27 protein-coding genes are annotated in these 25,499 nt (G+C 65.8%); 14 read left to right on the top strand and 13 right to left on the bottom strand.

Annotated elements, in window-relative coordinates; translation table 11 throughout:
- Positions 1-232: 232 nt before the first annotated feature.
- Positions 233-1,294 carry a membrane dipeptidase gene (locus tag V5A38_RS02570; protein WP_332324182.1) on the bottom strand — a complete coding sequence of 354 codons (1,062 nt, stop codon included), beginning with the start codon at positions 1,292-1,294 and terminating at the stop codon, positions 233-235.
- 131 nt (positions 1,295-1,425) lie between these two features.
- Between V5A38_RS02570 and V5A38_RS02565 the strand changes: the two genes are divergently transcribed.
- Together V5A38_RS02565 and hisH are read left to right on the top strand one after the other, a co-directional pair.
- Positions 1,426-2,022 (top strand): uracil-DNA glycosylase, encoded by a 597-nt coding sequence (locus V5A38_RS02565; protein WP_332324181.1) that lies wholly within the window; start codon positions 1,426-1,428, stop codon positions 2,020-2,022.
- Positions 2,023-2,180: 158 nt separating this feature from the next.
- The gene (gene hisH / locus V5A38_RS02560) at positions 2,181-2,828 is read left to right on the top strand and encodes an imidazole glycerol phosphate synthase subunit HisH (RefSeq protein WP_332324180.1); all 648 of its coding nucleotides are present in this window, start codon (positions 2,181-2,183) and stop codon (positions 2,826-2,828) included.
- 24 nt (positions 2,829-2,852) lie between these two features.
- Here hisH and V5A38_RS02555 read toward each other — a convergent pair whose 3' ends face one another.
- On the bottom strand, positions 2,853-3,284 hold the full coding sequence (locus tag V5A38_RS02555; protein ID WP_332324179.1) for a hypothetical protein: 432 nt from the start codon (positions 3,282-3,284) through the stop codon (positions 2,853-2,855).
- Positions 3,281-3,688, bottom strand: a complete 408-nt coding sequence (locus tag V5A38_RS02550; RefSeq protein ID WP_332324178.1) for a hypothetical protein — start codon at positions 3,686-3,688, stop codon at positions 3,281-3,283. Before V5A38_RS02550 ends, V5A38_RS02555 begins: the two co-directional genes overlap by 4 nt.
- 113 nt (positions 3,689-3,801) lie before the next feature.
- Here V5A38_RS02550 and V5A38_RS02545 point away from each other — a divergent pair, with 113 nt between their 5' ends.
- Positions 3,802-5,304 (top strand): hypothetical protein, encoded by a 1,503-nt coding sequence (locus V5A38_RS02545; protein ID WP_332324177.1) that lies wholly within the window; start codon positions 3,802-3,804, stop codon positions 5,302-5,304.
- Between the two features lie 5 nt (positions 5,305-5,309).
- Here V5A38_RS02545 and V5A38_RS02540 read toward each other — a convergent pair whose 3' ends face one another.
- Entirely contained in the window at positions 5,310-5,723 is a 414-nt protein-coding gene (locus V5A38_RS02540) for a hypothetical protein (RefSeq protein WP_332324176.1), read from the bottom strand.
- The gene (locus tag V5A38_RS02535) at positions 5,716-6,114 is read right to left on the bottom strand and encodes a hypothetical protein (protein WP_332324175.1); all 399 of its coding nucleotides are present in this window, start codon (positions 6,112-6,114) and stop codon (positions 5,716-5,718) included. Before V5A38_RS02535 ends, V5A38_RS02540 begins: the two co-directional genes overlap by 8 nt.
- 116 nt (positions 6,115-6,230) lie before the next feature.
- On the opposite strand from V5A38_RS02535, the gene V5A38_RS02530 reads away from it, so the two are divergent.
- Both V5A38_RS02530 and V5A38_RS02525 read left to right on the top strand, forming a co-directional pair.
- A complete protein-coding gene (locus V5A38_RS02530; protein ID WP_332324174.1) occupies positions 6,231-7,691 on the top strand; it encodes a hypothetical protein in 1,461 nt (486 codons plus the stop codon).
- 53 nt (positions 7,692-7,744) lie between these two features.
- The gene (locus V5A38_RS02525; RefSeq protein ID WP_332324173.1) at positions 7,745-8,860 is read left to right on the top strand and encodes a glycosyltransferase; all 1,116 of its coding nucleotides are present in this window, start codon (positions 7,745-7,747) and stop codon (positions 8,858-8,860) included.
- A 102-nt stretch (positions 8,861-8,962) separates the two neighbouring features.
- Here the strand turns inward: V5A38_RS02525 and V5A38_RS02520 are convergent, their stop codons facing one another.
- A complete protein-coding gene (locus V5A38_RS02520; protein ID WP_332324172.1) occupies positions 8,963-11,053 on the bottom strand; it encodes a hypothetical protein in 2,091 nt (696 codons plus the stop codon).
- A gap of 40 nt (positions 11,054-11,093) precedes the next feature.
- Between V5A38_RS02520 and V5A38_RS02515 the strand changes: the two genes are divergently transcribed.
- The gene (locus V5A38_RS02515; RefSeq protein ID WP_332324171.1) at positions 11,094-11,681 is read left to right on the top strand and encodes a hypothetical protein; all 588 of its coding nucleotides are present in this window, start codon (positions 11,094-11,096) and stop codon (positions 11,679-11,681) included.
- Positions 11,682-11,687: 6 nt separating this feature from the next.
- On the opposite strand, the gene V5A38_RS02510 is transcribed toward V5A38_RS02515, so the two are convergent.
- Positions 11,688-12,107, bottom strand: a complete 420-nt coding sequence (locus V5A38_RS02510) for a hypothetical protein (RefSeq protein ID WP_332324170.1) — start codon at positions 12,105-12,107, stop codon at positions 11,688-11,690.
- A complete protein-coding gene (locus V5A38_RS02505) occupies positions 12,107-12,511 on the bottom strand; it encodes a hypothetical protein (protein WP_332324169.1) in 405 nt (134 codons plus the stop codon). The genes V5A38_RS02510 and V5A38_RS02505 overlap by 1 nt, the downstream gene beginning before the upstream one ends.
- A gap of 400 nt (positions 12,512-12,911) precedes the next feature.
- Here V5A38_RS02505 and V5A38_RS02500 point away from each other — a divergent pair, with 400 nt between their 5' ends.
- The gene (locus V5A38_RS02500) at positions 12,912-13,316 is read left to right on the top strand and encodes a hypothetical protein (RefSeq protein ID WP_332324168.1); all 405 of its coding nucleotides are present in this window, start codon (positions 12,912-12,914) and stop codon (positions 13,314-13,316) included.
- 6 nt (positions 13,317-13,322) lie between these two features.
- Here the strand turns inward: V5A38_RS02500 and V5A38_RS02495 are convergent, their stop codons facing one another.
- From V5A38_RS02495 to V5A38_RS02480, 4 genes are all read right to left on the bottom strand, one after another.
- Positions 13,323-14,525, bottom strand: a complete 1,203-nt coding sequence (locus V5A38_RS02495; RefSeq protein WP_332324167.1) for an iron-containing alcohol dehydrogenase family protein — start codon at positions 14,523-14,525, stop codon at positions 13,323-13,325.
- A 55-nt stretch (positions 14,526-14,580) separates the two neighbouring features.
- Entirely contained in the window at positions 14,581-15,510 is a 930-nt protein-coding gene (locus V5A38_RS02490) for an ABC transporter ATP-binding protein (RefSeq protein WP_332324166.1), read from the bottom strand.
- Positions 15,511-15,600: 90 nt separating this feature from the next.
- Positions 15,601-16,554, bottom strand: coding sequence for an ABC transporter permease (locus tag V5A38_RS02485; RefSeq protein ID WP_332324165.1), 954 nt, complete (start codon positions 16,552-16,554; stop codon positions 15,601-15,603).
- A 4-nt stretch (positions 16,555-16,558) separates the two neighbouring features.
- The gene (locus V5A38_RS02480) at positions 16,559-17,575 is read right to left on the bottom strand and encodes a substrate-binding domain-containing protein (protein ID WP_332324164.1); all 1,017 of its coding nucleotides are present in this window, start codon (positions 17,573-17,575) and stop codon (positions 16,559-16,561) included.
- 162 nt (positions 17,576-17,737) lie between these two features.
- Here V5A38_RS02480 and V5A38_RS02475 point away from each other — a divergent pair, with 162 nt between their 5' ends.
- The 6 genes from V5A38_RS02475 to V5A38_RS02450 all read left to right on the top strand — a co-directional run bounded on the left by V5A38_RS02475 (position 17,738) and on the right by V5A38_RS02450 (position 22,035).
- Positions 17,738-18,418 carry a TOBE domain-containing protein gene (locus tag V5A38_RS02475; RefSeq protein WP_332324163.1) on the top strand — a complete coding sequence of 227 codons (681 nt, stop codon included), beginning with the start codon at positions 17,738-17,740 and terminating at the stop codon, positions 18,416-18,418.
- A gap of 258 nt (positions 18,419-18,676) precedes the next feature.
- Positions 18,677-19,513, top strand: a complete 837-nt coding sequence (locus tag V5A38_RS02470) for a PAS domain-containing protein (protein ID WP_332324162.1) — start codon at positions 18,677-18,679, stop codon at positions 19,511-19,513.
- Between the two features lie 137 nt (positions 19,514-19,650).
- Positions 19,651-20,520 carry a prephenate dehydratase gene (pheA, locus tag V5A38_RS02465; RefSeq protein ID WP_332324161.1) on the top strand — a complete coding sequence of 290 codons (870 nt, stop codon included), beginning with the start codon at positions 19,651-19,653 and terminating at the stop codon, positions 20,518-20,520.
- A gap of 86 nt (positions 20,521-20,606) precedes the next feature.
- Complete coding sequence (locus V5A38_RS02460) at positions 20,607-21,038, top strand: Hsp20/alpha crystallin family protein (protein WP_332324160.1); 432 nt, start codon at positions 20,607-20,609, stop codon at positions 21,036-21,038.
- 223 nt (positions 21,039-21,261) lie between these two features.
- Positions 21,262-21,450: an Hsp20 family protein gene (locus V5A38_RS02455; protein ID WP_332324159.1), complete on the top strand. Its 189-nt coding sequence runs from the start codon at positions 21,262-21,264 to the stop codon at positions 21,448-21,450.
- Between the two features lie 165 nt (positions 21,451-21,615).
- Positions 21,616-22,035, top strand: coding sequence for a hypothetical protein (locus V5A38_RS02450; protein ID WP_332324158.1), 420 nt, complete (start codon positions 21,616-21,618; stop codon positions 22,033-22,035).
- Here the strand turns inward: V5A38_RS02450 and V5A38_RS02445 are convergent.
- The gene (locus V5A38_RS02445) at positions 22,018-22,224 is read right to left on the bottom strand and encodes a hypothetical protein (RefSeq protein ID WP_332324157.1); all 207 of its coding nucleotides are present in this window, start codon (positions 22,222-22,224) and stop codon (positions 22,018-22,020) included. The genes V5A38_RS02450 and V5A38_RS02445 overlap by 18 nt on opposite strands.
- A gap of 189 nt (positions 22,225-22,413) precedes the next feature.
- Here V5A38_RS02445 and leuS point away from each other — a divergent pair, with 189 nt between their 5' ends.
- Positions 22,414-25,353 (top strand): leucine--tRNA ligase, encoded by a 2,940-nt coding sequence (leuS, locus tag V5A38_RS02440; RefSeq protein ID WP_332324156.1) that lies wholly within the window; start codon positions 22,414-22,416, stop codon positions 25,351-25,353.
- Positions 25,354-25,499 lie beyond the last annotated feature (146 nt).

The following is a 25,499-nucleotide window of genomic DNA, read 5'->3' as shown; positions in this document are numbered from 1 at the left end:
CCGAGCGCATCGAGCAGTCGGTCGTTCTCTGCTGGGCTGTGTGAAGACGACCCGGTCCAGCCAGCCGATTCGCCGCTCGCCGCCGGCGATGCGTTCGTGCGACCTCGTCAGAAACGCTTCCCGATGCAGGCAGTGCTCCCCGACAGCGGCGCCGGGCACTGAGAGTCCCGGGAAGGTGCGGGCGGTTTCGAGATGCTCACGGAGTTCACCGGTGGCGACGTCGACTGGGCAGCTACGCCCACCAGTCGCCGAGCACGCGGCGCCAGTTCCCATGGGCAATGGCCTGGCGCTCGCCCTGGTCGAACCCGCGGTCGGCCAGTCCGTCGAGAATCCGCCGCAGGCCGGTCACGTCACCGACTGCGTCCGGAATCTTCGCGCCGTCGAAATCTGAGCCGAGTGCGACGTGTTCGGGACCCATTCTGTCGGCGAGATAGGCGAGATGGTCGAGCAGTGTCGCGAGCGGCGCGTCGTCGTCGTGGGCGCCGTCCTGCCGGAGATGACCGAGCGCGAACGTACAGCCGACGAGCCCATCGCTCGCGGCGACGGCGTCGAGCTGCTCGTCCGTGAGGTTGCGCGCCGCGGGCGAGAGCGCATGCACGCCGGCGTGAGAGACGACCAGCGGCCGGTCGGTCTCCTCGCTCACGTCCCAGAACCCCGCCTCGTTCAGGTGCGCGAGGTCGACCAAAATGCCGCGCTTCTCGCAGGCCCGCACGAGGTCGCGCCCCGCATCCGTCAGCCCGGGCCCGGTATCGGGGGTGGTATCGTGGGTGAAGGGGACGCCGTGGCCGAACGCGTTCGAGCGCGACCAGGTGAGCCCAACCGACCGGACCCCGGCGGCGTACAGCAGGTCGAGGTTCGAGCAGTCCGGCTCGATTGCTTCGGCACCCTCGATATGCGGGATGGCGCCCACCGCGTCGCCGTCGATACAGGCGTCGAGGTCGACAGTGTCGCCGACGAGCCGGAACTCGTCGCCCTCGCCCGCCCAGTGGTGGAGCTCGGCGAGCATGTCGAACGTCTTGGCACGGGCTCGCGAGGCTTCGATTTCGGGCGGCCGCTCCGAGAGGTCGTCGATGTCGTCGGGCGAAGCCCGACTGCCCGAGGAGTTTCGCTCCTCGCTGTCGTCGCGCTCGTCCGGGACGAACATCGCGAACAGGCCGGCGGCGAGGCCGGCCTCTTTGGCCCGCGCGAGGTCGAGATGGCCGCCGCCGTCGCTGTCGAGGAACGCCCCGCCGTCGCGCTCTTCGAGGTGAGCGGCGAGCAGCGTGTCGTTGTGGCCGTCGATAACGGGAAGCACGACCCAGGGCTCGGGACGGGACGACTCGAAGCTACCGACCGGCGACCGTGTTGCCGGCTCGTGGAGCTGTTGAGACCGTCGCGTGGCCGCGAAGTGCCACCCTTCAAGCCATCCCTCGCCTCAGGTGGGGTATGGACGCGATGGAGGGTCTCTGTGTCGAGGGCTGTGAGCGCTGCCCCGCGCTGGTGGAGTCCCGCAGCCGCATCGTCGACGGCGTCGGCCCCGACGACGCGGACCTACTGTTCGTGGGGGAAGCGCCGGGGGAGCAGGAGGACGAAGGCGGCGAGCCGTTCGTCGGCCGCTCGGGCGACGTGCTGGACGAGGCGCTGCGCGATGCCGGTATCGCCCGCGCGGACGTCCGCATCACCAACTGCGTACGCTGTCGGCCGCCGGAGAACCGTGACCCGCACGAGGAGGAACTGGAGAACTGTCGGGAGTATCTCGAACAGGAACTGGAGATCACCGACCCCAACCTGGTCGTCACGCTTGGAAAAGTGCCGAGCCAGCATCTGCTGGAGCGCGACGTGGCAGTGACGACGGAAGCGGGTGAGCTCCACGACGCCCGTATCGGGGAGCGCTCCCAGCGCGTGCTGGTATCGGTCCACCCCGCTGCGACGCTCTACGACCGCTCCCAGCGCGAGACGTTCCTGGAGACGGTCGCCAGCGGGGCCGAAATCGCCGGGCTCGCCGACGCCGATGGCGGCCAGTCACGGCTCGGGGAGTTCTGAGAGAGACCCAACGGCCGGTTTGCGCGCTGATTGGTCGTCTCGGCGGTCGATCCACACCCACCGATTGGCCGTATCGGCGGTCGATCCACACCCGCTGGCTGACTGTGCCAGCGGTCCCGACGGAAAGCGACTTGAACGTTCCCACCCGAGTGCCACCTATGGAAACAGACGTGGTGGTCGTCGACTACGGGCTCGGCAACCTCCGGAGCGTCACGAAGGGGCTCGAACGCGCTGGCGCGTCCGTCACGATCTCGGACGACCCCGACCGCTTCGCGGCGGCTGACGGCGTGGTGCTTCCCGGCGTCGGAGCGTTCCGCGAAGGGATGGAGAACGCGGATCCGTACCGCGACGCGCTCGAGGACGTGGCGACCTCGGACACACCGCTGTTGGGCATCTGCCTCGGAATGCAGATGCTGCTCTCGGGGAGTGAGGAGGCCGAGCATGCCGGTCAGGGTGCCGTCGAGGGGCTGGACCTCGTCCCCGGCACCAACGTGCGGTTCCGGGGCAACCAGAAGGTGCCCCACATGGGCTGGAACGAACTGAACGTAGTTCGCGAACACCCGATCGTGGCGGGCGTCGAGGGTGGCCGGGGCGGCTCCGTCGACGGCCAGTACGCCTACTTCGTCCACTCGTACTACGCCGACCCGGACGACCCGCACGCGACGGTCGCCGAAACTGACTACGGCGTGACGTTCCCCGCTATCGTCGCCAACGACGACGGTACCGTGTTCGGCACGCAGTTCCACCCCGAGAAGAGCGGTGAGACCGGCCTGACGATACTGAAGAACTTCGTCGACCTCTGCTGAGCGCCCGGTCCGATTTCTGGTCGACTACAGCGGTTTGAGCGTCAACCCGTAGTGGCCGACGTTGTAGCCGCCGACGAAGAGCGTGAGCGAGACGACGAGCAACGGGAACGAGCCGTTCCTGACGGCGACGATGCCAGTGGGGAACGCAAGCACCATACTCCCCAGTCCGACGACTGCGAGGGCACGCAGGCCGGTCGACCCGGGCAGGCTCAACGAGCGGTCTGCGGTGGTCCTGTCGACGAGTTCGCCGTCGACGAGATAATGGCCACAGAAGTAGCAGCCCCAGGTGACCGCACAGAACGGGAGCACCGCAACCACCGTGGCTCCGTTGGCGGCGAGCCAGATGAGTGTCGTCGAGGAGCCGATGTTCCCCATGGTCGCGAGAAGGAACAGCGCCTGGCCCGTCCGGCCGGAACTGAGTCGAGCGGTCACACTCTCGCTGTGCTGGGAGCTCATAGCACCTCGCTGTGGACGCCGATGTGGCCCGCGACGTACCCCCCGACGATGAACAGGCCACAGGCGAGCATGGATGTCAGTCTGAGCGGCTGCATCGTCGCCTGGGCGCCGATGACGAACCCCTGTGCGATGAGGTAGACGCTGAGAACGAGCAGGACGAGCGTCCTGGCCCAGTCGAGTACCGTCTCGGTACTGTTCCCACCGAACTCGTGGTTCGAGAGCGTCCGAACCAGCCCGTCGCCGTGGCAGCCGTAATGGATCAGCTGGTAGCCCGCGACGATGAGGGCGACCCCCACCATCACGACTGGAACCTCGCCGCGGAACATATAGACGTCACCGAGCGCCGTCCCCAGGGAAAGGACGAGGAAGCCAACCAGCATCCAGAGCCAGTTCTGCACGCTCATCGTAGGAGCGATGGGGCAAGGGAGAAATAAATATTTGCGATACGTTGTCACGACCGACGGGTGTGACAGGCTATAGTTTTAAGGTCGAAACGCCGTTCTGGTGTCACGAATAGATGAGCGATCGGTCGGTGTACCCAATCCCGGTCTGGCGCCGGTGGGACCTCTCCATCGACGAGGAGGGGACTGAAGTGGAGACGCTCCCCGAAAAGCAGTTCTTCGAACTCTGTCCGGTGCCGTTCCTCCCTGGCGACGCCCTGTTCGAGGATGTGGCGAAACGGCCCGATATCAGCTTCGCCCCGCTGGCTGTCCGGATGGTGTTACGCCATATTCCAACCATCGTGCTGTTCGCGACGCTCGCTGTCGTCGTCGAGGCCGAACTCCGCTCCGACGTTATCGGCGTGTCGACGGTGCTTCAGGGGATGCACGTCGCCCCGCTCCTCTTTTTCGCACTGGTCTGGGGCGGCATTACAGCCGTCTTCATCAAATCCGGCATCGTGCCGCGGGACACGTTCCTCAAAGCCGTCATCATCGCCTCTCTCGGCGGGGCGCTCGCCCTCGGGACGATGTACGAAGCGTACTACACGTTCAGTTCCTCCGTTCCCAACGGAGGGAGCCCGCACGTCAGCTACATGGCGTCGACGCTCCTCGTCTCGCTGGTCGCCGGAATGTTCGCCTACGACCTCCTGCTGAAAGGCGAGAACATGTTCTCCAAACTGGGAAAAACGAACATCTTCGACGAGGAGCGTTACGAGGCGTTCAAAACGGAACTGGCGGCGGACCTCGAGGAGGGAGTCGCAGGCGTCCGATACGGCTATCTCTTTGCCGGGCTGTTTCTGCTTAATTTCATCTCGATCTGGTCGGTCAACGGCCCCGTGGGTCTCGGCCTCGTCTCGGGCCTGGTGTTCACGCTACTGATCGATTTCGTGCTGCTGGTCGGCGTGTTCCAGTTCTTGATCGGCATCACGGGGCTTCGCCGGATCATGCGCGGGCAGTTCACGGTCGAGGGCGTGACCCTGGAGCCGACGTATCTACCCTACCATCCGGACGGGCACGCCGGGTTCGGCGATATCGGCCGGTGCGCTATGCAGATCAACGTTATCATGATCATCGTCGGCGTCTTCTACGTCTGGCGCGCGTATTTCGCGGGGCTGCGGAACTTCCCGACGCTGCCCGACCCGGCGTTCGTGCCGTTCTACGCCGACCTCCTCGGCATCACGTCCGTGGTCGGCAGCCAGGGCTACGAGTGGGTTATCTGGGGATCGAACTACCTCCTCCCTATCGTCGCCTATCTGCTCGTGGTCTCGTTCTGGTTCTACTACACGTTCTGGGAGATTCACAAGCGCATGGTGAAAGGGAAAAAAGACACCATCCTCGCCAAGCAGTCCGACAATCGCGAGATGGTGCGAGTCACCCACCCGGTCAGGAGCGGCGACGACCCACGGGGCGACGACGAGCTCCCGGTCGGTGAGTACACCGACCGTGACCCGTGGCAGAGCCTCTACGAGGCGCCGGAGTGGCCCATCAACACCAGAAAACTGGCGTGGATCGTCTCCGGGAACGCGTTTCCCGTGTTGTTCTCGATCCCGACGCTGCTCCCCGAACTCGCGGTCATCTAAGGGCCTTAGAGAATCGTCCGCGAGCCCGCGTAGTGGGTGGTGTAGTAGCCCAGCAAGAACACCAGCGTCGCGCCTGCGGTGAACAGCACCGAATCGGCGTGCATTCCGTAGATGCCAATGGGGACCGCGGTCACCATCATCACCGTGCCGGCGAGGAACCCGAGCCGGTCCAGCCCCGCTGCGGGCACTGCGAACTCCCGACTGTCGCTCCCTTCGTCGACGATGCGGCCGGTCGCCAGATAATGGGTGAGAAGATAGCTTCCCCAGGTCGCCCCACCGGTCGGGAACACGGCAGCCACGGACGCGCCGTTGGAGGCCCGAAGGACGGAGAGCCCCATCAATACGGAGATTGCGACGGTCCCTCCCGCGATTGCGAGATACCGGGGTGCTCCTGAGAGCGGCGGCTCTGGCTCAGACATAGGCGTCGTTGATCCCGATATGGCCGATGACGTAGCCGCCGATCATCCCGACTCCCGCGACAACCAGCCCGGGAGGCGAGAGCGAGTCGACCGACTGAGCGCCGACGACGCCACCGTACGTCGCGACGCCGACGCCGATTGCGAACAGCCCGTATTTCCGGAGCCAGCGGCGGTCGATCGCGTTCCACGCGCGGGCGAGGAACCGCCCGTTACTGCGCTCTCCAGCCTCGTGGACGCCCCACTGGGAGAGCCGGTACCCACCGCCGAACAGCAGGAAGCCGAGATACGCCCCGAGGAAATTCCCGCGGAACGCGGAGACGGCTGTGAGCGTGCCGCCGAAGGAGACGACACAGCCGCCGCCGAGCACCCAGAGCCATTCAGTTCGGTTCATCTATCGGGTCGCGTTAATCTCGTTCGATGTCGGCTCACCGAGATGTCGTTCAGCCCTGCGGTACGTGTCACGTTCACCGATAGTTCTATTGTGGGGGACTAAAATCCCTCTGTAACTTGCATTTGTCTGATGACACTGCTCCGGGCTCGGAGACGGACGACGGCCCGCGCTACGAATCCGACCAGGGGCTGGAGATCTTCGTTCGGGGCGAGTGTGACCCCGACGCGACTGCCGAGTTCGGTATCCATACCCTGCCGTTTCACGAGTACTGTTCGGGACTGGGCCGGGGTGAATGGTACGCTTCGGAGGCGGAGAAGACGGAGGTTAAGCTCCATCCGGGAGCCTGGGTTCGGACGCTGGGGCGACGATGGCCGCTCCTCATCCTCGTGCTCGCGATCGGGACGGTCGTGTTCGCCGAGACGAGCAGCGCCATCAACGGGCTGAGTGCGTTCGCCGGCAACCACACCAGCGGCCAGTTCGTCTTCGGGCTGCTGCTGGTCGTGCTCTGGAGTGGTGTCGTGTTCCTCATCGACTACGGCCACGTCGTCGAGCGGAACGAACTCTGGAAACCGTTGCTGGTGTACGGGTTGGTCGGTCTCTTTGGCATCGGAACGGCGATTACCGTTATCCGCGTCTTTCTCGCGTCGGATCCGACGGCGCTCGAGGACAACGTTCTGTTCGCCTCCGGACTGTTCCTGGCGATGCTCGTTGCCGGAATGGTCGTCTACGACACGCTGATCCGAACCGAGAACATGCTCGCGAACCTGGGTCGGACGGCCATTCTCGAAAACAAGGCCGGCTATCAGGAGTTCAAACGGGGCCTCAGCGAGAAACTCGACCAGCGGCTGTTCGGAAGCCCGATGCACGTGTCGACGGCGTTCAGTGTTCTCTTTATCGCCCAGTTCGCGGTGTTCTGGTGGGTCGCAGACGGCCCACACGGCATGGGGTCACCGACGCTGCTCGTGGTGAACGTCATACTCGATATCCTCCTCATGATCGGTGTCTACCAGTTCGTCCTGGTGTTGAGCGAGTTCCGGCCGCTTCTCGGGCGTGGATACCGCTCCGATAACGGGGTCGTCCGGCTCCAGTACCGGCCGTTTCACTCCGACGGCCGGGGCGGGTTCCGTGACCTCGGCCGAGCCGCGATGCGCATCAACGGGCTGATCATCATCGCGGGGCTGTTCTACGGCTACCGGATATTCGTACAGGGGTCGCGCTCGTTGACGCCGTCCATCGCCGCCGACCCGCTGAGCACGCCGGCGCTCGTCTGGGGATTCAACTACCTGTTCCCCATGCTCGTCTACGGCGTCGTCGCCGCCGGCTGGCTCTACTTCACGTTCTGGCAGCTCCACGTGAAGATGGTCCAGCAGCGCGAAGAGATGATTCTCGAACGACAGCGCGCCCGGCGGACGGACGCCGACGGCCCGGACAAACCACTGGGCGATTACGGGGATGCCGAGTTCTGGCGGGATCTGGGAGACGCACCGGTCTGGCCCGTCGACAACCGCCAGCTGACAACCCTCGTTACGGCGAATGCGATCCCACTGTTCTTGACGCTCTCGAGCTTTCCGGTCTGAGCCGACGTCGGCGTTCGATTGCTTTTTGCCCTTCCCCTGACTGCCGTTCCATGATGCAGGTCCAGGTCGCCGTCTTCACGGATACGTATCTCCCGACCGTCAATGGGGTTACCTACACGATCAACACCTGGGCAGAGACCTGGAACCGCGAGTACGGGCGGATGGACGTCGTCTATCCGGGGAGCGACGAGTACCACCCCGCTTCCTACGAGCACCCCGTCCCAAGCCTCCCGTTCCCCTTCTACGAGGGGTTCCGGATGAGCGCGCCGTGGATCCCGAGTGCTGTTCGAGACGCCGACGTCGTTCACGTCCACAGCCTCGCCGTGCTCGGGGTTGCAGGAGACCTCCTTGGAAAAACGAACTCGCTCCCGGTCGTTGCCTCCTACCACACGCCGCTCAACGAGTACAGCGAGTATCTGGTGGGCGAAACGCGCCTCGCAGCGCCCGCCAGATCACTCATCCGGCTGCAGGAACGGATCGCGCTCGGGTTGGTGGACCACATCGTCGTCCCCTCCGACGACACACGGGCCTATCTGCAGGAGGTCATCGGAACCAACACGCCGATTTCGGTTATTTCGAACGGGGTCGATCTCTCATTTTTCACCCGCGTGCCCGACCCGCAGTTCGAGTGGGCCGCACAAGAGCGACCGGTCATCGGCTACACGGGGCGTCACGGCCACGAGAAACGCCTGGAGCTGATTCTCCGGGCGGCAGGCCGGATGGAGAGCGCTCCGACGGTCGTCCTGGGTGGCGACGGCCCGGCCCGGGAGACGCTCGAGTCGCTTGCTGACCGCCTCGATATCGAGGCCGAGTTCATCGGCTTCCTGCCGCGCGAGCGGCTCCCGGCGTTCTACTCGAGCCTCGATGTGTTCGCGTTCCCCAGCCCTATCGAGACCGAGGGACTGGTGGCGATGGAGGCAATCGCCTGTGGGACTCCCGTCGTGGGCGCGGAGGCGGGGGCGATTCCCGAGACTATCAGGGACGGGGAGTCCGGCTATCTGTTCCCGCCGAGTGACATACAGGCCTTCGCCGACCAGCTGGACCGTGCCCTCGCGAACCGCGGGACGCTTTCGGCGGGCGCACTCGCGATGCGTGACCAGCTCGGGCTCGAGACGACCATGGCGGAGCTGGAGTCGCTATACACCGGGCTGGTGAACGGCCCATCGTGAACTGCCTCACTGCCGCTCGGACGAGGCCAAACTATTCGCTGTCTTCACCGACCACTCTTGCGGTCCGGGACTGTTCGCGAAACGGGCCGCCCCGTCGGAGCGCTACTCCTCTTGTGGCTCGATGGCTACTTCTGAACCCGACCCAAAGAACCCCTGAATATCGTCGTCCTCGGGGAAGAACTCGGGGTAGGCGAACTTGCCGGTGATGAATTCGTCGTCGTTGATGTCGACGCCGAATTCGCTGCTTACGTTCTGGGGGCTTCGGTATTTCTCGTGGATGGTGCCGAACTCGCTGGTGTTCTCGAGCGAAATCTGTGCGTACAGCGCGACCATGCGGAGCGAGAAATCGTCGTCCAGCGTGACGATGTCGCTGTCGTTGAAGTTGTTGAACGCCTGTTTCACGCCGTTACCGTGGACGTCGCCGTCGTAGGTGCCGTCGACAATCTCGCTGTTGGCATCGCTTGACAACAGCCCGAGGAAATCTCGAACCTCTGGTTCGACCCGCGTGGTCTGGACGTCTTCGAGCCCTTCCGAGAGCCGGCCGATACCGTGACGGGTCGCGCTGACGACGTCCTCCTTCTCGATGACTCCGCCGGAGACGAGTTCGCCGATGGACTCCGCCGTCTCGATGACGCCCGGTGAGACGTCCTGGAAGCTGGTGAACGGGATGTCGGTGAACCGTTGCTCCGTGAAGTCCTCCAGCCGGGACTCCAGGGTTTCCCGTCGTTTCTCCAGGGAGTTGTAGGTGTTCCGGATGTCGGCCTCCTTGGGTTCGAGGTCGTCCTGGAGCTTCTGATCGAACTCCTGGGAGAAGTTCCGGGCTTTCACCCGCACATCACGTGCTCGGGATTCGGCGGTGTCCCGCCCGGTGAGGATCCGCTCGTACTCGCGGGCACCCGTCCGAAGTTCCTCGTACTGGGCCCGCCACTGCTCCTTTTTTTCGTCGAGCTCCTGGCGCTTGTCACGCCCGCGAAGCCAGCCGGTGTCCTCGATGGCCGCCTCGATGGCGTCGATCTTCTTGTCGTGGAACTCGTCGAGCGCTTCGTCCCACCGCTCGAGCGGCGAGGCCTGACTCAGCTGTACCACGTCGACCGAGAGCGAGGACTCTTCGATCTCGTCTTTGGTGTTACTCCAGACGTTCTCCAGCGTCTCCGGGAACGAGTGGTCGGACTCTAACGTCTCGTAGGCCGCTGCCAGCTTCTTGTAGTAGAAGAACGTGGCGACCGGCTCGGTGTCGAACTCGATATCGTCGGTGACGGCGGGAACCGTGTTGAGAAGCGACTCCTCCCGGTCGTCGACGAGCTGATTGCTGAACTGCATCTTCTCGAACCGGTCGGCCCGGTCCTCGGCGTGTTCGTCGAGCTCGCTCACGTGCCGACCCATCTTGTTCAGCTGGACCCCGTCGCTCGCGCCGTCGGCGCCGCCGACGCCGATATCCGTCGTATCGAGGAGTTCGATGCCGAGTTCAGTGCCCGGATCGAACCCCTCCTCGACGTCGTAATCGACGACCTTCCGCAACAGATCCCGGTTCGCTCGTTTCCGGTTGACCTCCCTGCGAGCGTCCCGGAGTCGGCGGCTCACCCCGCGGAGCTCGTCCAGGAGCGCCGTGTAGTCTTTCAGACTCTCCACTGGCACCTGGACGCCCGAGCTATCCAGGGAGTAGAGAATCGGGGACTCGTCTCCCGAGACCAGGTCGTCCCCGAAGTCCTCGAGGCCACTCTCCTCCGAGAAGAAGAGGGCGGTGTTCGCGGCGACCCGGTTCATCGCCCGCTTGGTGCTCTGACCCTCGCTCTCGTCCAGCCCCATTAGCCCGTAGAAGTCGTATGGACTCGAGGAGAACTCGAACGTCGAGCTCCCGCGGATACTGGAGGATGACTCCATCTCAATCTTCACCGGGTAGTCGGTTCCCCCGGCGTCGGCGAAGACGCTGTTTTCATGGTAGTCGTAGTCGATCAGCACCCCAAGCTCCCGGAGCGCCGTGTAGGCGTTGGCGTAGAGGTTCTTGCTCTCCGCCGGAATCCGATCGTTCACGGCGAGCCGGTCGAGCCGTGGAAGCGAGCTGACCTTCCCCTCGTCCGATATCGAACTGGAGTCCGGAACACGCGCTGCCTGGCGCCGCAGGGTCTCGAGGTCCTGAGTAGCGTGGCCACTCCCGTCGCTATCGGAGAAGTGGAACGACGCCCTTGCGGACACAACAGACAAATAGGCTGACGAGTAGACATATGCAGGTTCAATGCCCGAGTTCGAGCAACACCGTGAATCCGCGGTCACGTGGGCAGCAGTCGCCGCGACTGTCGCGGGGCCGCCTGTCCTCCTGCTGACCTACTCCTTGGCGTGGACTGCGGCTGCGATGCTTTTGGCCGGCCTCTCGGGCTACATCGGCGGGGTACTTCCGGACACTGATTCGTACAGTTCGGTTCCCCGCCGCTGGCTCAACCGGACGATCATCGCCGCCGTCGACGTGAGTTTGGCGCTGGTCATCATCACCAACTGGAATCTGATTACGGTGCCATTCTCGCCTCGAACCGCCGTTATCGCTCTGCTCGCGGTGATCATGGGCACGATGTCGGCACGGGTTGACGACGCCGTCCAGACGCTGCTCCCGACACACCGGCAGGCGCTTCACGACCTCCACGTCTGGATCGTCTTCGGCACTGTCTCGGGCATCGCGGTCGCTATCCTCACCGATGGCGTGCTCAGTCCGGTGTCGTCGACGGTATTCGGCGGTATCGTCGGCGCCGCACTCGTCGGTGGCGTGTTCACGCATCTGATTCTCGATGACGAACTACCGGGGGAGGAGGACGACCAGCGGGACGGGTGACGCTGGTTAGAGCAGCTCCCGAGTCGCGCCGTAGTGCGCGATGACGTAACCGCCGAGAAACAGGATGCCGCCGATGTTGGTCGCCAGGTGGTTCCCCCGGTTGATGTACACCGTTCCGATCACCATCCCGGCGATGAGGATGGCGACACCCGCGACGACGGCGACGTACTGCCAGGATGACTCCAGCTCCAGCGCTTTACGCCCACCGATGCTGTCGGTCGACCGGGTATCCGAGTCGAGGAAGCGCCCGGTAACCGCGTAGTGAGCGCCCAGATAGCCACACCAGGCAGCCGTTGCGGCGAGAACGGTGAGCACCGGCCGTCCTCGAGACGCCCAGATGAACCCCGAGGAGAGGGCAACCGAGGTCGTTCCGAGCCCGACCACGAACCCGGCCGTCTTTCCGGCGGGAAGCTCACGGACTGTCATCAGAAGAGGCTCTGGTGGATGAGGACGTGCGTCCACGCATAGCCGCCGATACTGTACACCCCTGCCTCTACGGCGCTGGGCAGCGATGGGTCCATAACTGTCAGTGAGAACTGCGTGACACCGGTCGAGATGACGAAGATGCCGACGAGCCCGAGAGAGGCTCTGACGAGCCAGTGCCCGGAATGCGTCGGCACGAGTCCCGCACGAACGGAGTCAGTCACGGGCAGCTTCCCGACGACCGCCCACCCGTCACGGGCGAGCAAGTAGCCCGCGGTGAAGAGACAGAAGCCGACAAACACGACAGGCACCGCGCCGCGGAACGAGTAGAAGCCGGCGATGCTCGCGCCGGCGATGGCCAGCACACTCCCGGCAACGAGTGTCGGCCAGTCTCGGGTCCCCGACATCGACCGGTAATCACTGTGCCACGACATAAATCCTGGTGAGTACTCCGTCTCGGTACCCACCCGAAGTCGTTCGGTTGGACTTCTCTCGAGATGCCTCGCTCAGTCGTCGAGGGAGTCAACCGGTCACTGTGTGAAACGGCCGAAAACAGCCATCGACGCTACACTGGCGAGGCGCTGTCCGATACTGCGTCGTAGCCAATAAACCGCTTTCGGCGATATAGAATCGGCCGACCCACGAACCAGGCAGCCAACGGACAAGAGATATGTCCCCAGCCAACTGATACTGCCGGACAGAATGATACAACCATCGCTCGCCGTGAATCGGCCGTCAGCTCGTGTGAGAGCCAGAGACTGGTGAGCGAGTCTGTACTGACTTCTGTCCGGCAGTATGAGCAGACACATGACTTACGACACCGCCGTGTTCGATATGGACGGCGTGCTGATCGAACGGACGCCCAGTTGGGTGTTCGACGACGCCGCCACCGCCGCGCTGGACGCGTTCGGGCTCCAGGACCACAGCGATACAGAGCACCGAACCATCCGGTCGTCCCGACAGGTTCGCTCGGAACAGGGCCACAGCCTGGCAGCGCGAGCCGAAGCTGAGCTGGAGGCCGTCTGGCGGAAACGTGAGGAACTCGTCGCCGCGAACCAGCGCACCGCTATCGAGCGGGAGGAGAAAGCGCTCTACGACGACTTCGACGCGTTCCACGGCGCCGGGCTCGACCTCGGTATCGTCAGCAACAACCAACACGAGATGGTCGAGTACGTCGACTCACTCTACGAACTCCGGCGGCAACTCGAGTAGCGTCGGTTACCACATCGCCGCGAACACCGACTCGATGCCTGCTTGGTCCGCATCCAGCCCAGCGGGCGCGGCTGCCATGAACGAGTCATCGATGACTGCCTGTGCGAGTTGGGGGAAATCAGTTTTTTCGGCGTCCTCCACAGTCCGGAGCTGTGCAGGAAGCTCGAGCCCGTCTCTAACGTCGGCGACGGCGTCGACGACGGCCTCGGCGGCCGCTTCCGGCCCCTCGGCGTCCACGTCGAACGCTTCTGCGAGGAGGTCCCGCCGCCCGTCCACGCGCTCGAACAGGTACGTGAGGACGTGTGGTGCGGCGATGGCGTGGGCCACTCCCTGCTGAATTGGGTAGTTCTGCGAGAGCGCGTGGCCGAACGAGTGGATGATCGACGCCCGGTAGGTCCGCGGTGTCGAAACGCCGTACTGGGTCGCGGCGATGCCCCTCAACGCAGCAGAGAGCGCCGACTCGCTTGGCGCGTCGGGCAGTTCCGGGAGGCTTCCCTGGAGTAGCCGGAGCCCGCGAATCGCCGTCCCGTCGGTGATGGGCGTGTGCTCCCGGGCGTACAGCATCTCGACACCCTTGTCGAAGCCGTTCATCGCCGAGCGGCTGAGGACGTCTGTGGGCGTCTCGGCGAGCAGTGCCGGGTCGTGGAACACCGCTTCGGGCATCAGCCGGGGGTCGGAGACGCCGCCGCTCGGTCGCTCGCTGGCGGGCACGTCGCCGGTGTCCATGCTGAGCGTGACGCCGGCCCCCTGTGAGAGGTCAGCACCGGGCAGCGTCGTCGGCACCGCGAAGATGTCGGTCAGCGGGCCGTTCGGGACGGTGATCCGCTTCTGCTCGGCCATCCGCTCGGCGGCGGCGCGTGCGTCGTCGTGGGCGGCGAGTACGCTCACGATTTTCGCAGCGTCGAGGCTGCTGCCGCCGCCGAGCGAGACCAGCGCGTCGACGTTCCACGCCTGAACCTGCTCGGCGGCGACGCAGGCGGTCCCGAGCCGCTTGCCCGCCCCGACCTCGTCGAACACCCCGGTGAGATGGCCGCCGATTCCCGCCGTCACCGGATCGACGACGGCGGGCGTGCTGCCGACGGTCGAGCCGGTGACGACGAGCGCTCGCGAGCGCCCGCGGCGGTCGAGTTCGTCCTCGAGGGCTGCGACGACGCCCGACCCGTGGCGGATGGTGGCCGGTCGGTACTCCAAGCTGTAACGGTCGTCCATTGTGATACGCTGGAAGCGAGAGCGGCATAAGGCTGTGTTCCGTGGCGAACGCAGGCTACGCCAGTTCGGTGATCCGGTCCGGAGGGACCGTCACCCCAACACGGTCACCGACGGCAGGCGGGTCGCTGGTGAACACTTCGACACGCTCGCCCCCCCAGTCGAGGACGACGCGGAAGGAGGCGTCCTCACGGGAGACACGTTCGACGGTGGCGTCGGCGCCGTTCCCGTTCAGGGTGATGTGCTCAGGTCGAACTGAGACCGGCTCATCACGCCCGAACCGCTCCCCCGGCAGCACGTTCGCGCCGACGAACTCGGCGACGTACGCCGTCGCGGGCGACTCGAACACCGTCTCGGTGGCACCGGTCTGAATCACCTCGCCGTCGCGCATCACGGCGAGTCGGTCGGCGAGCGCCCGCGCAGTCGTGCGGTTGTGTGTGACGTACACCGCAGTCACGTCCTCGGTTGCCGTCGCGAGGTCCTCCCGGAGCGACTGGCGGGTCGGCACGTCGAGCGCCGAGAGCGGTTCGTCGAGCAGGAGCGCCTCGGGCCGGATGGCCAACGAGCGCGCGAGTGCGACGCGCTGGCGCTCGCCGCCAGAGAGCGTTGGCGGAGTTCGGTCGGCGAGGTCGGCGACGCCAAGTGCGGCGAGTAGGTCGTCGGGGTCCCGGAGTTCGTCGTGGTAGCGCTCGCCGAAGGCGACGTTCTCCCGGACGGTCATGTGGGGAAACAGCGCGTAATCCTGGAAAACGAAGCCGAAGCCGCGTTTCTCCGGTGGGAGGTCGGTTAGATCGCGACCGCCGAGGCTGACGTGCCCGTCGTTCTGGTGGAAGCCGGCGACGGTCTCCAGACAGAGCGTCTTGCCGCTCCCGCTCGGGCCGAGGATGGCCAGCGTCTCGCCTGGCTCGACCTCGACGGCGACATCGACGGTGAACGGCTCGGCGCCCTCGGCGGTGAACGTCGCGTGGACGGTGGCGTCGAGGGTCACCGTGCACCTCCGAGGCGGGTCTCGCCCGCGGCATCGCCGTTCATACTACCCGCCCTCCGTCCTGGGCGATGCCGCCCGCGGCATCGCCGTTCATACTACCCGCCCTCCGTCCTGGGCGATGCCGCGGATGGCCAGGAAGATGGCGACACTCACCCCCAGCAGGATGAACGCGACGGCGCCGCTCTCTTCCAGCGAGCCCGTGAGGTAGGTTCTGAAGATGTACACCGGGGCGTGAGCCGAGCGCACGGTCTCACCCGTGACTGGGTAGAAGAACTCGATGGTGTAGGCGACGATGGCGACGGCGCCGAACTCCGAGACGGCGCGGGCCCACGCGAGGATGCCGCCGGTGAGGATGCCCCGCCCCGCGAGCGGGAGCGAGACGCGGGTGAACGTGCTCAGCGGGCCGGCGCCGTGACTTCGCGCGGCGTACTCGACGCGCCGGTCGAGGGACTCGAACGCTTCGCGGGCGCTGTTGACGGCGAACGGCGCCGAAACGAACGCCATCGCGAGCACCGCGCCGGTCAACGTCCCGAGCACCGAGAGCTGCGGGAACGCGCCGCGCGGGCCGAAGCCGAACAGAATCACGATGCCCGCGACGGAGTGGGGCACCACCAGCGGGAGGTCGACGAGGCTCTGGACCAGCGCGGCGCCGGGGAACCCACGGGACAGCAGGAAGGCCAGCGGGACGCCGGTCAGGAGAGCGAACACCGCAGCCAGCAGCGGCGCGTATATCGAGAGATAGAGCATCCGGTGGACCGCCGGGTCGGCGAGCTTCTCGAGCACCAGGGCCGGGTTCTGGTTCGCGGTGAACAGCAACAGCGGGAACGTCAACGCGACCAGTAGCAGGCTCCCGAGTGCTGCGGCGGCAGCGCCGGCGAGTCCCGAGCGGGCGCCGTAGCCCAACGCCGCGGCCGAGATGACCATGAAGACGGCGTACAGCGTCGGCCGCCCGACGGCGTCGGCGGCGACGAACGCCACGAATTGAACCGTGATGACCGCCAGGACGAGGGCGAGTCGACTGTAGCTCCGGCCGCTGAGCGACATCCGCTTAAAGCTCCAGCGGGCCCAGCGTCTCCCTGGCTTCGGCGTGTTCCATCACTCTGTCCGGAACCGCGCTCTCGTCGGATTTCGGGACGACGATGGGCGACACCGGCTGGAGCCCCTTCTGCTCGAGGACCGCTCGGCCCGGCTCGGTGGCGAAATACTCGATCCAGCGTGCGCCCAGCGCCGGGGATTCGGCGACCGAGGGGACGGTCATGCCGTACGCGATCGGGGCGCCAGTGAAGGTGCCCGACTCCGTCTCGACTGTCGCCTTCGCGTAGTGTTTGGCGTAGGCATTCGTGGCTTTCGAGAGGTCGACCTCCGGCTGCAAGTCGACTGAGGGTAGGTCCGAGGAGGCCGAGATGGACTGGTAGTAGATGACGTAGTCGAGTTCGCCCGACCGTAGCTGGCCCTCGAGGTTCGTCTCGGTGCCGGTCGGCACCGTGGAGTTCGCCCGGAGGTTCTGATAGGTGGCGTCGTCGTAGAGCCGCGCGCCGTCGAACTCGATGGCGCCGAGCTGCTGAGCCATCACCGCGCGGTAGCCGCCGGGATCGACCGCGGGGTCGGAGTGGCCGATGCTGATGCCGTCGCGGGAGAGGATCTCCCACCAGTTCTCCGCGCTGATTTCGTCGGCGCACGGCGAGTCTTCGCGATGCTGGATGGACATCGCGTTCGTGGTGAAGACAGCGTACCAGTCGCCGTAGTCGGGGACGATCCGGTCCCGGATGAGCCGGAAGTCAGAGGTGCCGAGCACGTCTGCCGTCCGGCCCTGTTCGGTGATCTTCTTGGTCGACGCGACCGAGCCCTTCGGCTCGCGGGTCACGTCGATGCCTGTCTCCTCCTCGAACGTGGGCTCGGCCATCGAAAACGGCGGTGCGAGGCTCCCGGCATGGAAAATTTCTACGTCAGCGTCCCCGGGCGTGTCGCTCCCGCTGCTCCCGCCGGCAGTACAGCCGGCGAGCCCGATCGGCGTCGCCGCCCCGAGGGCGCGGAGGAACGCGCGACGCGACCGTTGTTTCGCCATGGACACAACGGCGTTGTTCCCACCTCGATATAACTATTGCGCTCACGGCACTGCACCGGCGGCGCATCCGTGCCGACCGCGTCGGGCACGCAACTCGTGCCGACCGCCTCGGGCGCGCCTCCGTGCGGCAACTGTTTTGCCCTTCGCCCCACAGTCTCGGGTATGGATGCGGAGTTCGACGCACAGCTCCGGGCGGACGACGTGGCGTTCGACGGGCGCGACGCTGCGCTGCTCCGGGCTGTCGACGACGCGGGCTCGCTCAACGCGGCCGCCGAGACGCTCGGCCGCTCCTACTCCCGCGCACACGGGCGCCTGACCGATCTCGAGGCGGCGTTCGGCGACCTGGTCGAGCGCCGTCGCGGCGGCGAGAGCGGCGGCGGCAGCACGCTCACTGCCCGGGCTCACGAGCTGCTGGCCCGGTTCGACCGGCTCCGGGCGGGCTACAGCTCCGTCGCGGAAACCGCTGAGGCGGTGCTCGACGGCACCGTTGAGGAGCGGAACGGCGAACTCGGCACCGTCTCGACCGCTGCGGGTCGAGTGCGTGCGCTCGTTCCACCGGGGGCTGAGGCGGTGCAGGTGAGTCTGCGTGCGGACACGGTGACGCTGCACGACCCGGCCGAGATGCCCGACGAGAGCGCGACGAGCGCCCGAAACCGGTTCGACGGCGAGGTCACGGCTATCGACCGGGGCGAGGCCATCTCCCGCGTGACCGTCGACGTGGGTGCCGATGCGCCGCTGGCCGCACTGGTTACCGAGGAGAGCCGCGAGCGCCTCTCGCTTGCGACCGGTCGGCAGGTTGTGGCGTCGTTCAAGGCGACGGCGACACGTGCGACGGCGAAGTGACGGTCGCTGGAGCGCAGGGTTTCGTCTGCGGAGGGGAGTTTGTCTCCAGAACCTTCTGCGGATAACTCGCCTCCAGACTCACTTGTGCACGCGTCGCGCGATGGGCCCGATTACCGGTTGCCGGCGGCTATCCGCTCATCTCACCGATTAACGCTCCGATATTCAGTGTGAATCCGGGGCAAGTTGGCTAAAACGGCAGTAACTCGGCTTCGGGGACGTGCCAGTTCAATAGGAGGTCGGCTGTGTCCTGCAGTACCGATGGCACCAACCCAGGACGAGCGGATAAACGTTCTCCACGTGGACGACGACCCGGAGCTCGGCGCGCTCGTTGCGCAGTTCCTCGAACGAGAGGACGACCGGCTGGAGGTCTACACAGCCACGACCCCGGACGAGGGGCTGGCTGTCCTCCAGCAGTGGGAAATCGAGTGCGTGGTCAGCGACTACGACATGTCGGGTCAAGACTGGCTGGAGTTCTTCAGTGCGGTGCGTGCGGAGTACCCGGCGGTTCCGTTCGTCCGGTACACAGGACGTGGAGGGGAAGCGGTCGCCAGTACGTTGCGCTCGGAGGAGGTGACGGATGCTCTCCAGGAGGGAGGTGGGGTAGTACAGTACGTGATTCTGGCGAATCGAATCACGAACGCCGTCGAGAGACGACGGACCGATGTCGACCGGCGGCGCCCCTCCGACGCGATCGAGACCGCCCCGGAGGGGAGGGGTCACCACGACGACGACGGCTACTCTCGCCTCGTCGACACCCGACCGTGGGTCGTGTACCGGTGCCGTAACGAGCTCGGGCGACCGATGGAGGATATCAGCGGAGACGTGAGGGAACTCACGGGCTATTCGGCGACGGCGCTGTGGGCCGGTGACGTCTCGTTCGGGGCGGACGTCACCTATTCGGAGGATAGGTCGGACGTGTGGGACGCCTTCAAGAACGCGGTGGATACCGACGGGTCGTTCGACCTCACGTACCGAATCGTCACCGACGACGGCGACACCAGGCGGGTCTGGGAACACGGACAGGTGAGCCCGCCGACCGGAGGTGTGACGACGTTCGAGGGGTTCATTATGGACGTCACCGACCTCCTGCGCTAGTGCCGGAGTCGACCCGTCGACGAGCGACTGTGACCGGCTCCCCAACGAGTTCCGGTGAACTCGCCTCGCCGACGCGGTCCACCCTCCGCAGAACAGTCGCCGACGCGTTTTTCGCTCCCCCTCGCCAACGCCTATTCATGCACGTAGTGACGCTCGGCCCAGCGGGCACCTACTCTCACCGCGCCGCGCGAGCGGTGCTCGAACTCCACGGCAACGAGGGCCCGGGGGATTCGGAGGGAGTGAGCTTCCGTGAATCCGTTACGGAGATCGTCGCCGCCGTCGCCAGCGGCGAGTTCGAGCGCGGCGTCGTCCCGGTCGAGAACAGCATCGAGGGCTCGGTCGACGAGAGCCTCGACGCGCTGGCCGACCGCAAGGTCAGCGTCGTCCGGGAGGTCGTCTCACCCATCCGGCACGCACTGCTGGCACAGGGCCCGACCTTCTCGACGGTTGCCAGCCACCCGCAGGCACTCGCACAGTGCCGCGAGTACCTGAACGAGCACTACCCCGATGTGACCCGCGAGGCGGTGGCGTCGACGGCCCGCGGCGTCGAGCGCGCCCGCGAGGACGAGTCCATCGCGGCTATCGGCCATCCCGCCAACGCAGGCTCGCCGGCAAGTGCAGACGTCGATGCCGGCGACGGGCTGGAGCGCATCGCCGAGAGCATCCAGGACCGGGACTCCAACGCAACCCGGTTCCTGGTGCTCGCGCCCGAGTCCGAGCGATCGCTCGCGGGTGGGAAGACCAGCCTCGTCGTCTACCCCGGGGCGAACTACCCCGGCCTGCTGCTCGAACTGCTCTCGGCGTTCGCCGACCGCGACATCAACCTCTCGCGCGTCGAGTCTCGCCCAAGCGGTCGCCGCCTCGGCGACTACTGCTTCCACTTCGACATCGAGGCCGGGCTCTACGAGGCCCGAACCCAGGAAGCCCTCGAGGAGATCGAGGCGGTCTGTGAGAACGGCTGGGTCCGCCGGCTCGGCTCCTACGATACCGAGCACGTGGTGGACTGACCCCGCCAACATACTACCGGCCAAACCGACAGGAGATTCGCTACCCGGCGGTAATGCTTAACACGAGTCAGTACTTCCACACATATATGTCCGGTCGTCGAAACCCCTTCGAGGAGATCGAGGAACTGTTCGACCAGCTGAACTCCGGCTTCTCGGAGATCAACGAGACCGTCGAGTCCGAGCTCGCTGGCAGCGACATCAACGTCGACGTGGCCGAGACAGACGAGCAAATCGTCGTCACCGCCGACGTACCCGGGTTCGACCCAGACGATATCGACGTGTCGGTACAGGACCGTCGGCTCACTATCTCGGCCGAGTCCAGTGCGGAGACCGAAGCGGAAGCGGAGGCCGACTACTACCGGCGCGAGCGCACCACCCGTGCGGTCAGTCGGACCATCACCCTCCCCACCGAAGTCGAGGAGACCGAGGCGAGCGCGAGCTACGAGAACGGCGTGCTCACCGTCGAACTGCCGAAAGTCGAGGCGGAGCGGGGCGGTGTCGATATCGAGGTTAGCTAACTCCGCCGCCGCGCTCGCGGGCGTCGATGATCGAGCGGTTGCCGCTCGCTGGTGTACCGGTTCCGTTTTCGCCGACTGGTGGGATGACCATCTCGGGTTTGCCGACGTGACGTACGCTCGCACTGCTCAGTACGTCTTTATCTCCTCAGCGAGCGTCCTCCCTGTCGAGGAAAACATACTGCGTACAACCAGGTTCGACGACATCGACCGGCTCTTCGAGCGAATGAACCGCGTTGCAGGACTCGACGACGGCTCGTGGAGTGACTCGATGACCGAGCACTCGATGCGCTCGGTCTCGCTCCCCGTCTCCGTCGATCCGGAGAGAGGCTCGGCCAGCTACACGAACGGCGTGCTGACGGTGACCCTGCCCAAGCTGCCCGGCGACAGCGGTCACCGAATCGATATCAACTGACCCCGCTGACGACTGCTGAGGAAGCGCTGACCGCTCTCATCGGCGATTCACGACATTCCCCTCCGGCGACTCCCGCTTCGTCCCCCCGTTCTGCAGCGCAGCTCCCCTGTTGGACTCCTCGCATCCACCGGTAGCGTTTTCTCACCTTTCGCCCAAGCCGGGGGCGTGTCCGCCCCGCTCAACCAGCGTCTCGTCGCCACGTTGCTCGGTGGTGCGGTCCTCTGGCGCGTCGTCAACGGCGTCGGGGCAGTGGTTCGCTGGCTCTGGCTGGGTAACCGGCTCGGCGATACGCCGATGGCGCTGTTTCTCGTCTCCGTCGTCGTCGCGCCAATCGTCGGCGCCGTCGGCGGTGATATCGCCGTCCGCCGAGGAATCTGGCCGAAGACGGCCGGCGCACACGCGCGTCGACGAGAGACCGTTGTGGGGGTCGTGGTGCTGCCCGTCCTGGGCAACGCGCTCCTCGGGTGGCTGCTCGCCGGCCGGGCGGGAGCGCTCCCGCTGCACGGACTCACGACGCTGGCGCTGGTGACGCTACTACTGCTCGTTGAGCAACGAGTCGGCCCGCTGTTAGGCGGCGACGAGTGAGAGGACGGCGATGGTCATCACGACCCCCAGGACGGGCACTGCGGCGGCGAGAGTGAGATAGCCCGCGAGTGCGCCGAGCGTCACAGGAACCATCCCGAGGAGGCAGGCGAGGCCGAGACCGAACGCCAACTCGGGGAATCGCTGTCTGAGGATTTCGACCGTGTCGATCGTCCCTGATGCACTCGCCATACGTGTTCGTCGAGATGTCGCTCTGCCTGAAAGGCTCTTCGGTCGGATTCCCGGTGTGTGAGGCGACAACACGGCGGTTCGTGTCAGTTGCTGACTGATTCGGTCGTGCGTGGCGCGTCGCCGAGCGCGCTGTGGTGCAGCGGAGTCGAACTGAAGGGTATTTTTATCGCCGGACCGGCAGGAACTGGTATGGAGTACGAGCCCCAGGAACTGGAGGAGCGCTGGCGGCAGCGCTGGGCGGAGGAGGGTCGGTACGAGGCCGACCCCGCCGACCAGCCCGATGCCGGCGACGAGGAGACGACGTTCGTCACGGTCCCGTATCCCTACCCGAGCGGCGGGATGCATATCGGGCACGCGCGCACCTACACGGTGCCCGACGCGTACGCGCGGTACCGCCGCCAGCGGGGGGACAACGTCCTGTTCCCGATGGCGTGGCACGTCACCGGGACCCCCATCGTCGGCGCCGTCGAACGCCTCCAGAAAGGCGAGGAGGAGCAGCTCTCGGTGCTGCGGGACACGTACAACGTTCCCGAGAAGCGCCTCGAGGAGATGGAGACGCCGATGGGGTTTGCGGAGTATTTTATCGAGGAGCACTACAAGAAGGGGATGCAGTCCCTCGGGCTCTCCATCGACTGGCGCCGGGAGTTCACGACCAACGACGAGCGCTACTCGAAGTTCATCACCTGGCAGTACGAGACGCTCCGCGAGCGCGGGCTACTGGAGAAAGGGCTCCACCCCGTCAACTACTGTACCAACGAGGAACAGCCCGTCACCACCCACGACCTGCTGGAGGGTGAGGAAGCCGAGTTCCAGGAGTACACACTGATCCGGTTCCGTGGCCAGAGTCCGGGCGAAGGCGACGCGGACCGAGCAGGCGCGTCGGACGAGCAGGGCGCCGTCTTCCCGATGGCGACGCTCCGCCCAGAGACGGTTCGGGGCGTCACCAACGCCTACGTCGATCCCGAGGCGACGTACGTCCGAGCCACCGTCGACGGCGAAACCTGGGTCATCTCCGCGGATGCCGCCGAGAAGTTCGACCTGCAGGACCGCGACGTCGACGTCGAGACGGAGTTCGACGGCGCCGATCTGGTCGGCTCGACCGTCGAGAACCCCGTTACCGATGAGGAGGTTCTCGTACTCCCTGCCGGCTTCGTCGACGCCGACAACGCCACCGGCGTCGTGATGTCAGTTCCGGCGCACTCCCCCGACGACTACGTCGCGCTGCAGGAACTGAACGAGCGCGCCGACGAGCTAACCGAGTACGGCATCGACCCGGGCGCGGTCCGCGCGATCGAGCCGATTCCGATCCTCTCCATCGAGGGCTACGGCGAGATTCCGGCGAAGTCCGCCGTCGAGGAGCACGGTATCACCTCGACCGACGACCCGGCGCTGGAGGAGGCGACCAACGATCTCTACAACGCCGAATTCCACGCCGGCGTGCTGAACGACGAGTACGGCGAGTTCGCCGGCGAGGTGGTCGAGGACGTGCGCGACAGCTACCGCGAGCACCACACGGGCGACGCCTTCGACACGATGCAGGAGTTCAGCGAGGAGGTTATCTGCCGCTGCGGTGGCGATGTGGAGGTCGCCTACCAGGAGACGTGGTTCCTGCGGTACAACGACGAGGCGTGGATGGAGAAGACCAAGCGCGCGATCGCGAACCTCGACGCCATCCCCGAGAACACCCGTGGCGAGTACACCCACACGGTGGACTGGCTCAACGAGTGGCCGTGTATCCGCAACTACGGGCTGGGCACGCGGCTGCCCTGGGACGACGAGTTCGTCATCGAGCCGCTCTCTGACTCCACCATCTACATGTCCTACTACACCGTCGCGCCCCACATCCAGGACGTCCCCGTCGAGGACCTGGACAGGGAGTTCTTCGACACGATGTTCTACGGGGAGAGCGCCGTGGACGATCCCGACGAGACGGCCCTGGAACTGGGCGAGGAGTGGGACTACTGGTACCCCGTGGACTACCGGTTCTCGGGCAACGACCTCATCTCCAACCACCTGACGTTCTACCTCTACCACCACGCCGAGCTGTTCCCCGAGGCGAAGTGGCCGGGCGGCATCGTCGTGATGGGAATGGGGCTGCTGGAGGGCCAGAAGATGTCCTCCTCGAAAGGCCACGTCGTGCTGCCGGGCGAGGCCATCTCGGAGTACGGTGCCGATACGGTCCGGTTCTTCCTGCTGAACGCCTCCGAGCCCTGGCAGGACTACGACTGGCGCGAGGCGGCCGTCGAGAGCGTCAACGACCAGCTACGGCGGTTCCACAACCGCGGACAGGAGCTGATCGAGGAAGGGCCACCGGCAAAGGGAGCCGACGTCGACGGCGAGCCAGCCGATAGGGAGGCGCTCAATAGCGTCGACCGCTGGCTGCTCTCGAAGCTCCAGAACGCCATCGCCGAGACCACCGACGCGATGGAGCGCTCTGAGACCCGGACGGCGACCCAGACCGCCTTCTACGGCTTCGAGGAGCATCTCAAATGGTACCGCCGCCGTGCGGACCTCGAGCGCCCGGGCGCGCGCTGGACGCTCCGGCACGTGCTGGAGACGCGGCTGCGCCTGCTGGCGCCGTTTATCCCGTTCCTCGCGAACGAACTGCACGAGCAACTGAGCGGCACCTCGGCCGAGGAGGCGCCGTGGCCCGAGGTCGACGAGGAGCTGCGAGCACCCGGCCTCGAACTCGAGCAGGCTCGCGTCGAGACGCTCGTCGGGGACATCCACGAGGTGGCCGACGTGACCGACACCGACCCGGAGACGGTCCGGGTGTACGTCGCCGCGGACTGGAAGCGTTCGGTGTTCGAGGCTGTCGAGGAGGCCGGCGCCGACGTGGGCGCGGTGATGAGCGAAGTGATGAGCGATCCGGAGCTCCGCGAGAAGGGCAATCGGGTGAACGATCTCGCCCAGGACGCCGTCGAGTTCGCCCGGAACTACGACGAGGAGGAGCTCTCACGACTGCTGGAGATGGACGAGAAAGCGGCCTACGAGAACGCTGCGCCGTTCCTCGCCCGCGAGTTCGACGCGGACGTCGAGGTGTACACTGAGGACGACGAAGACGTGGTGGATCCGGCCGACCGCGCAGGCAACGCGATCCCGTTCCGGCCGGCGATCTACCTCGAGTAGCTCGCTCACTGGCGTGCTGTTCGGGGTTCGTTCTCTCTCACTTCTCGACGAGCGGCGGCGCAGCTGCTGATAGTGATTACTGCGAATAGTGTCATCGACGGTGTCGAACGCCGCCGGGTCAGGGGCTCCCATCACCGACACGGATG

The sequence above is a fragment of the Halolamina sp. genome (genome assembly GCF_036626355.1).
Lineage (GTDB): Archaea > Halobacteriota > Halobacteria > Halobacteriales > Haloferacaceae > Halolamina.
The sequence above is the reverse complement of the archived record's forward strand: the minus strand, read 5'-3'. Positions and strand labels throughout refer to the sequence as shown.

Coding starts and splice junctions, on each gene's coding strand:
- V5A38_RS02500 (WP_332324168.1), top strand. CDS start 12,912: ATGACTTACGACACCGCCGTGTTCGATATGGACGGCGTGCTGATCGAA.
- V5A38_RS02515 (WP_332324171.1), top strand. CDS start 11,094: ATGCCCGAGTTCGAGCAACACCGTGAATCCGCGGTCACGTGGGCAGCA.
- V5A38_RS02460 (WP_332324160.1), top strand. CDS start 20,607: ATGTCCGGTCGTCGAAACCCCTTCGAGGAGATCGAGGAACTGTTCGAC.
- V5A38_RS02480 (WP_332324164.1), bottom strand. CDS start 17,575: ATGGCGAAACAACGGTCGCGTCGCGCGTTCCTCCGCGCCCTCGGGGCG.
- V5A38_RS02550 (WP_332324178.1), bottom strand. CDS start 3,688: ATGAGCGTGCAGAACTGGCTCTGGATGCTGGTTGGCTTCCTCGTCCTT.
- V5A38_RS02495 (WP_332324167.1), bottom strand. CDS start 14,525: ATGGACGACCGTTACAGCTTGGAGTACCGACCGGCCACCATCCGCCAC.
- V5A38_RS02535 (WP_332324175.1), bottom strand. CDS start 6,114: ATGAACCGAACTGAATGGCTCTGGGTGCTCGGCGGCGGCTGTGTCGTC.
- hisH (WP_332324180.1), top strand. CDS start 2,181: ATGGAAACAGACGTGGTGGTCGTCGACTACGGGCTCGGCAACCTCCGG.
- V5A38_RS02470 (WP_332324162.1), top strand. CDS start 18,677: ATGGCACCAACCCAGGACGAGCGGATAAACGTTCTCCACGTGGACGAC.
- pheA (WP_332324161.1), top strand. CDS start 19,651: ATGCACGTAGTGACGCTCGGCCCAGCGGGCACCTACTCTCACCGCGCC.
- V5A38_RS02505 (WP_332324169.1), bottom strand. CDS start 12,511: ATGTCGGGGACCCGAGACTGGCCGACACTCGTTGCCGGGAGTGTGCTG.
- V5A38_RS02455 (WP_332324159.1), top strand. CDS start 21,262: ATGAACCGCGTTGCAGGACTCGACGACGGCTCGTGGAGTGACTCGATG.
- V5A38_RS02545 (WP_332324177.1), top strand. CDS start 3,802: ATGAGCGATCGGTCGGTGTACCCAATCCCGGTCTGGCGCCGGTGGGAC.
- V5A38_RS02525 (WP_332324173.1), top strand. CDS start 7,745: ATGCAGGTCCAGGTCGCCGTCTTCACGGATACGTATCTCCCGACCGTC.
- V5A38_RS02540 (WP_332324176.1), bottom strand. CDS start 5,723: ATGTCTGAGCCAGAGCCGCCGCTCTCAGGAGCACCCCGGTATCTCGCA.
- leuS (WP_332324156.1), top strand. CDS start 22,414: ATGGAGTACGAGCCCCAGGAACTGGAGGAGCGCTGGCGGCAGCGCTGG.
- V5A38_RS02485 (WP_332324165.1), bottom strand. CDS start 16,554: ATGTCGCTCAGCGGCCGGAGCTACAGTCGACTCGCCCTCGTCCTGGCG.
- V5A38_RS02565 (WP_332324181.1), top strand. CDS start 1,426: ATGGACGCGATGGAGGGTCTCTGTGTCGAGGGCTGTGAGCGCTGCCCC.
- V5A38_RS02445 (WP_332324157.1), bottom strand. CDS start 22,224: ATGGCGAGTGCATCAGGGACGATCGACACGGTCGAAATCCTCAGACAG.
- V5A38_RS02475 (WP_332324163.1), top strand. CDS start 17,738: ATGGATGCGGAGTTCGACGCACAGCTCCGGGCGGACGACGTGGCGTTC.
- V5A38_RS02555 (WP_332324179.1), bottom strand. CDS start 3,284: ATGAGCTCCCAGCACAGCGAGAGTGTGACCGCTCGACTCAGTTCCGGC.
- V5A38_RS02510 (WP_332324170.1), bottom strand. CDS start 12,107: ATGACAGTCCGTGAGCTTCCCGCCGGAAAGACGGCCGGGTTCGTGGTC.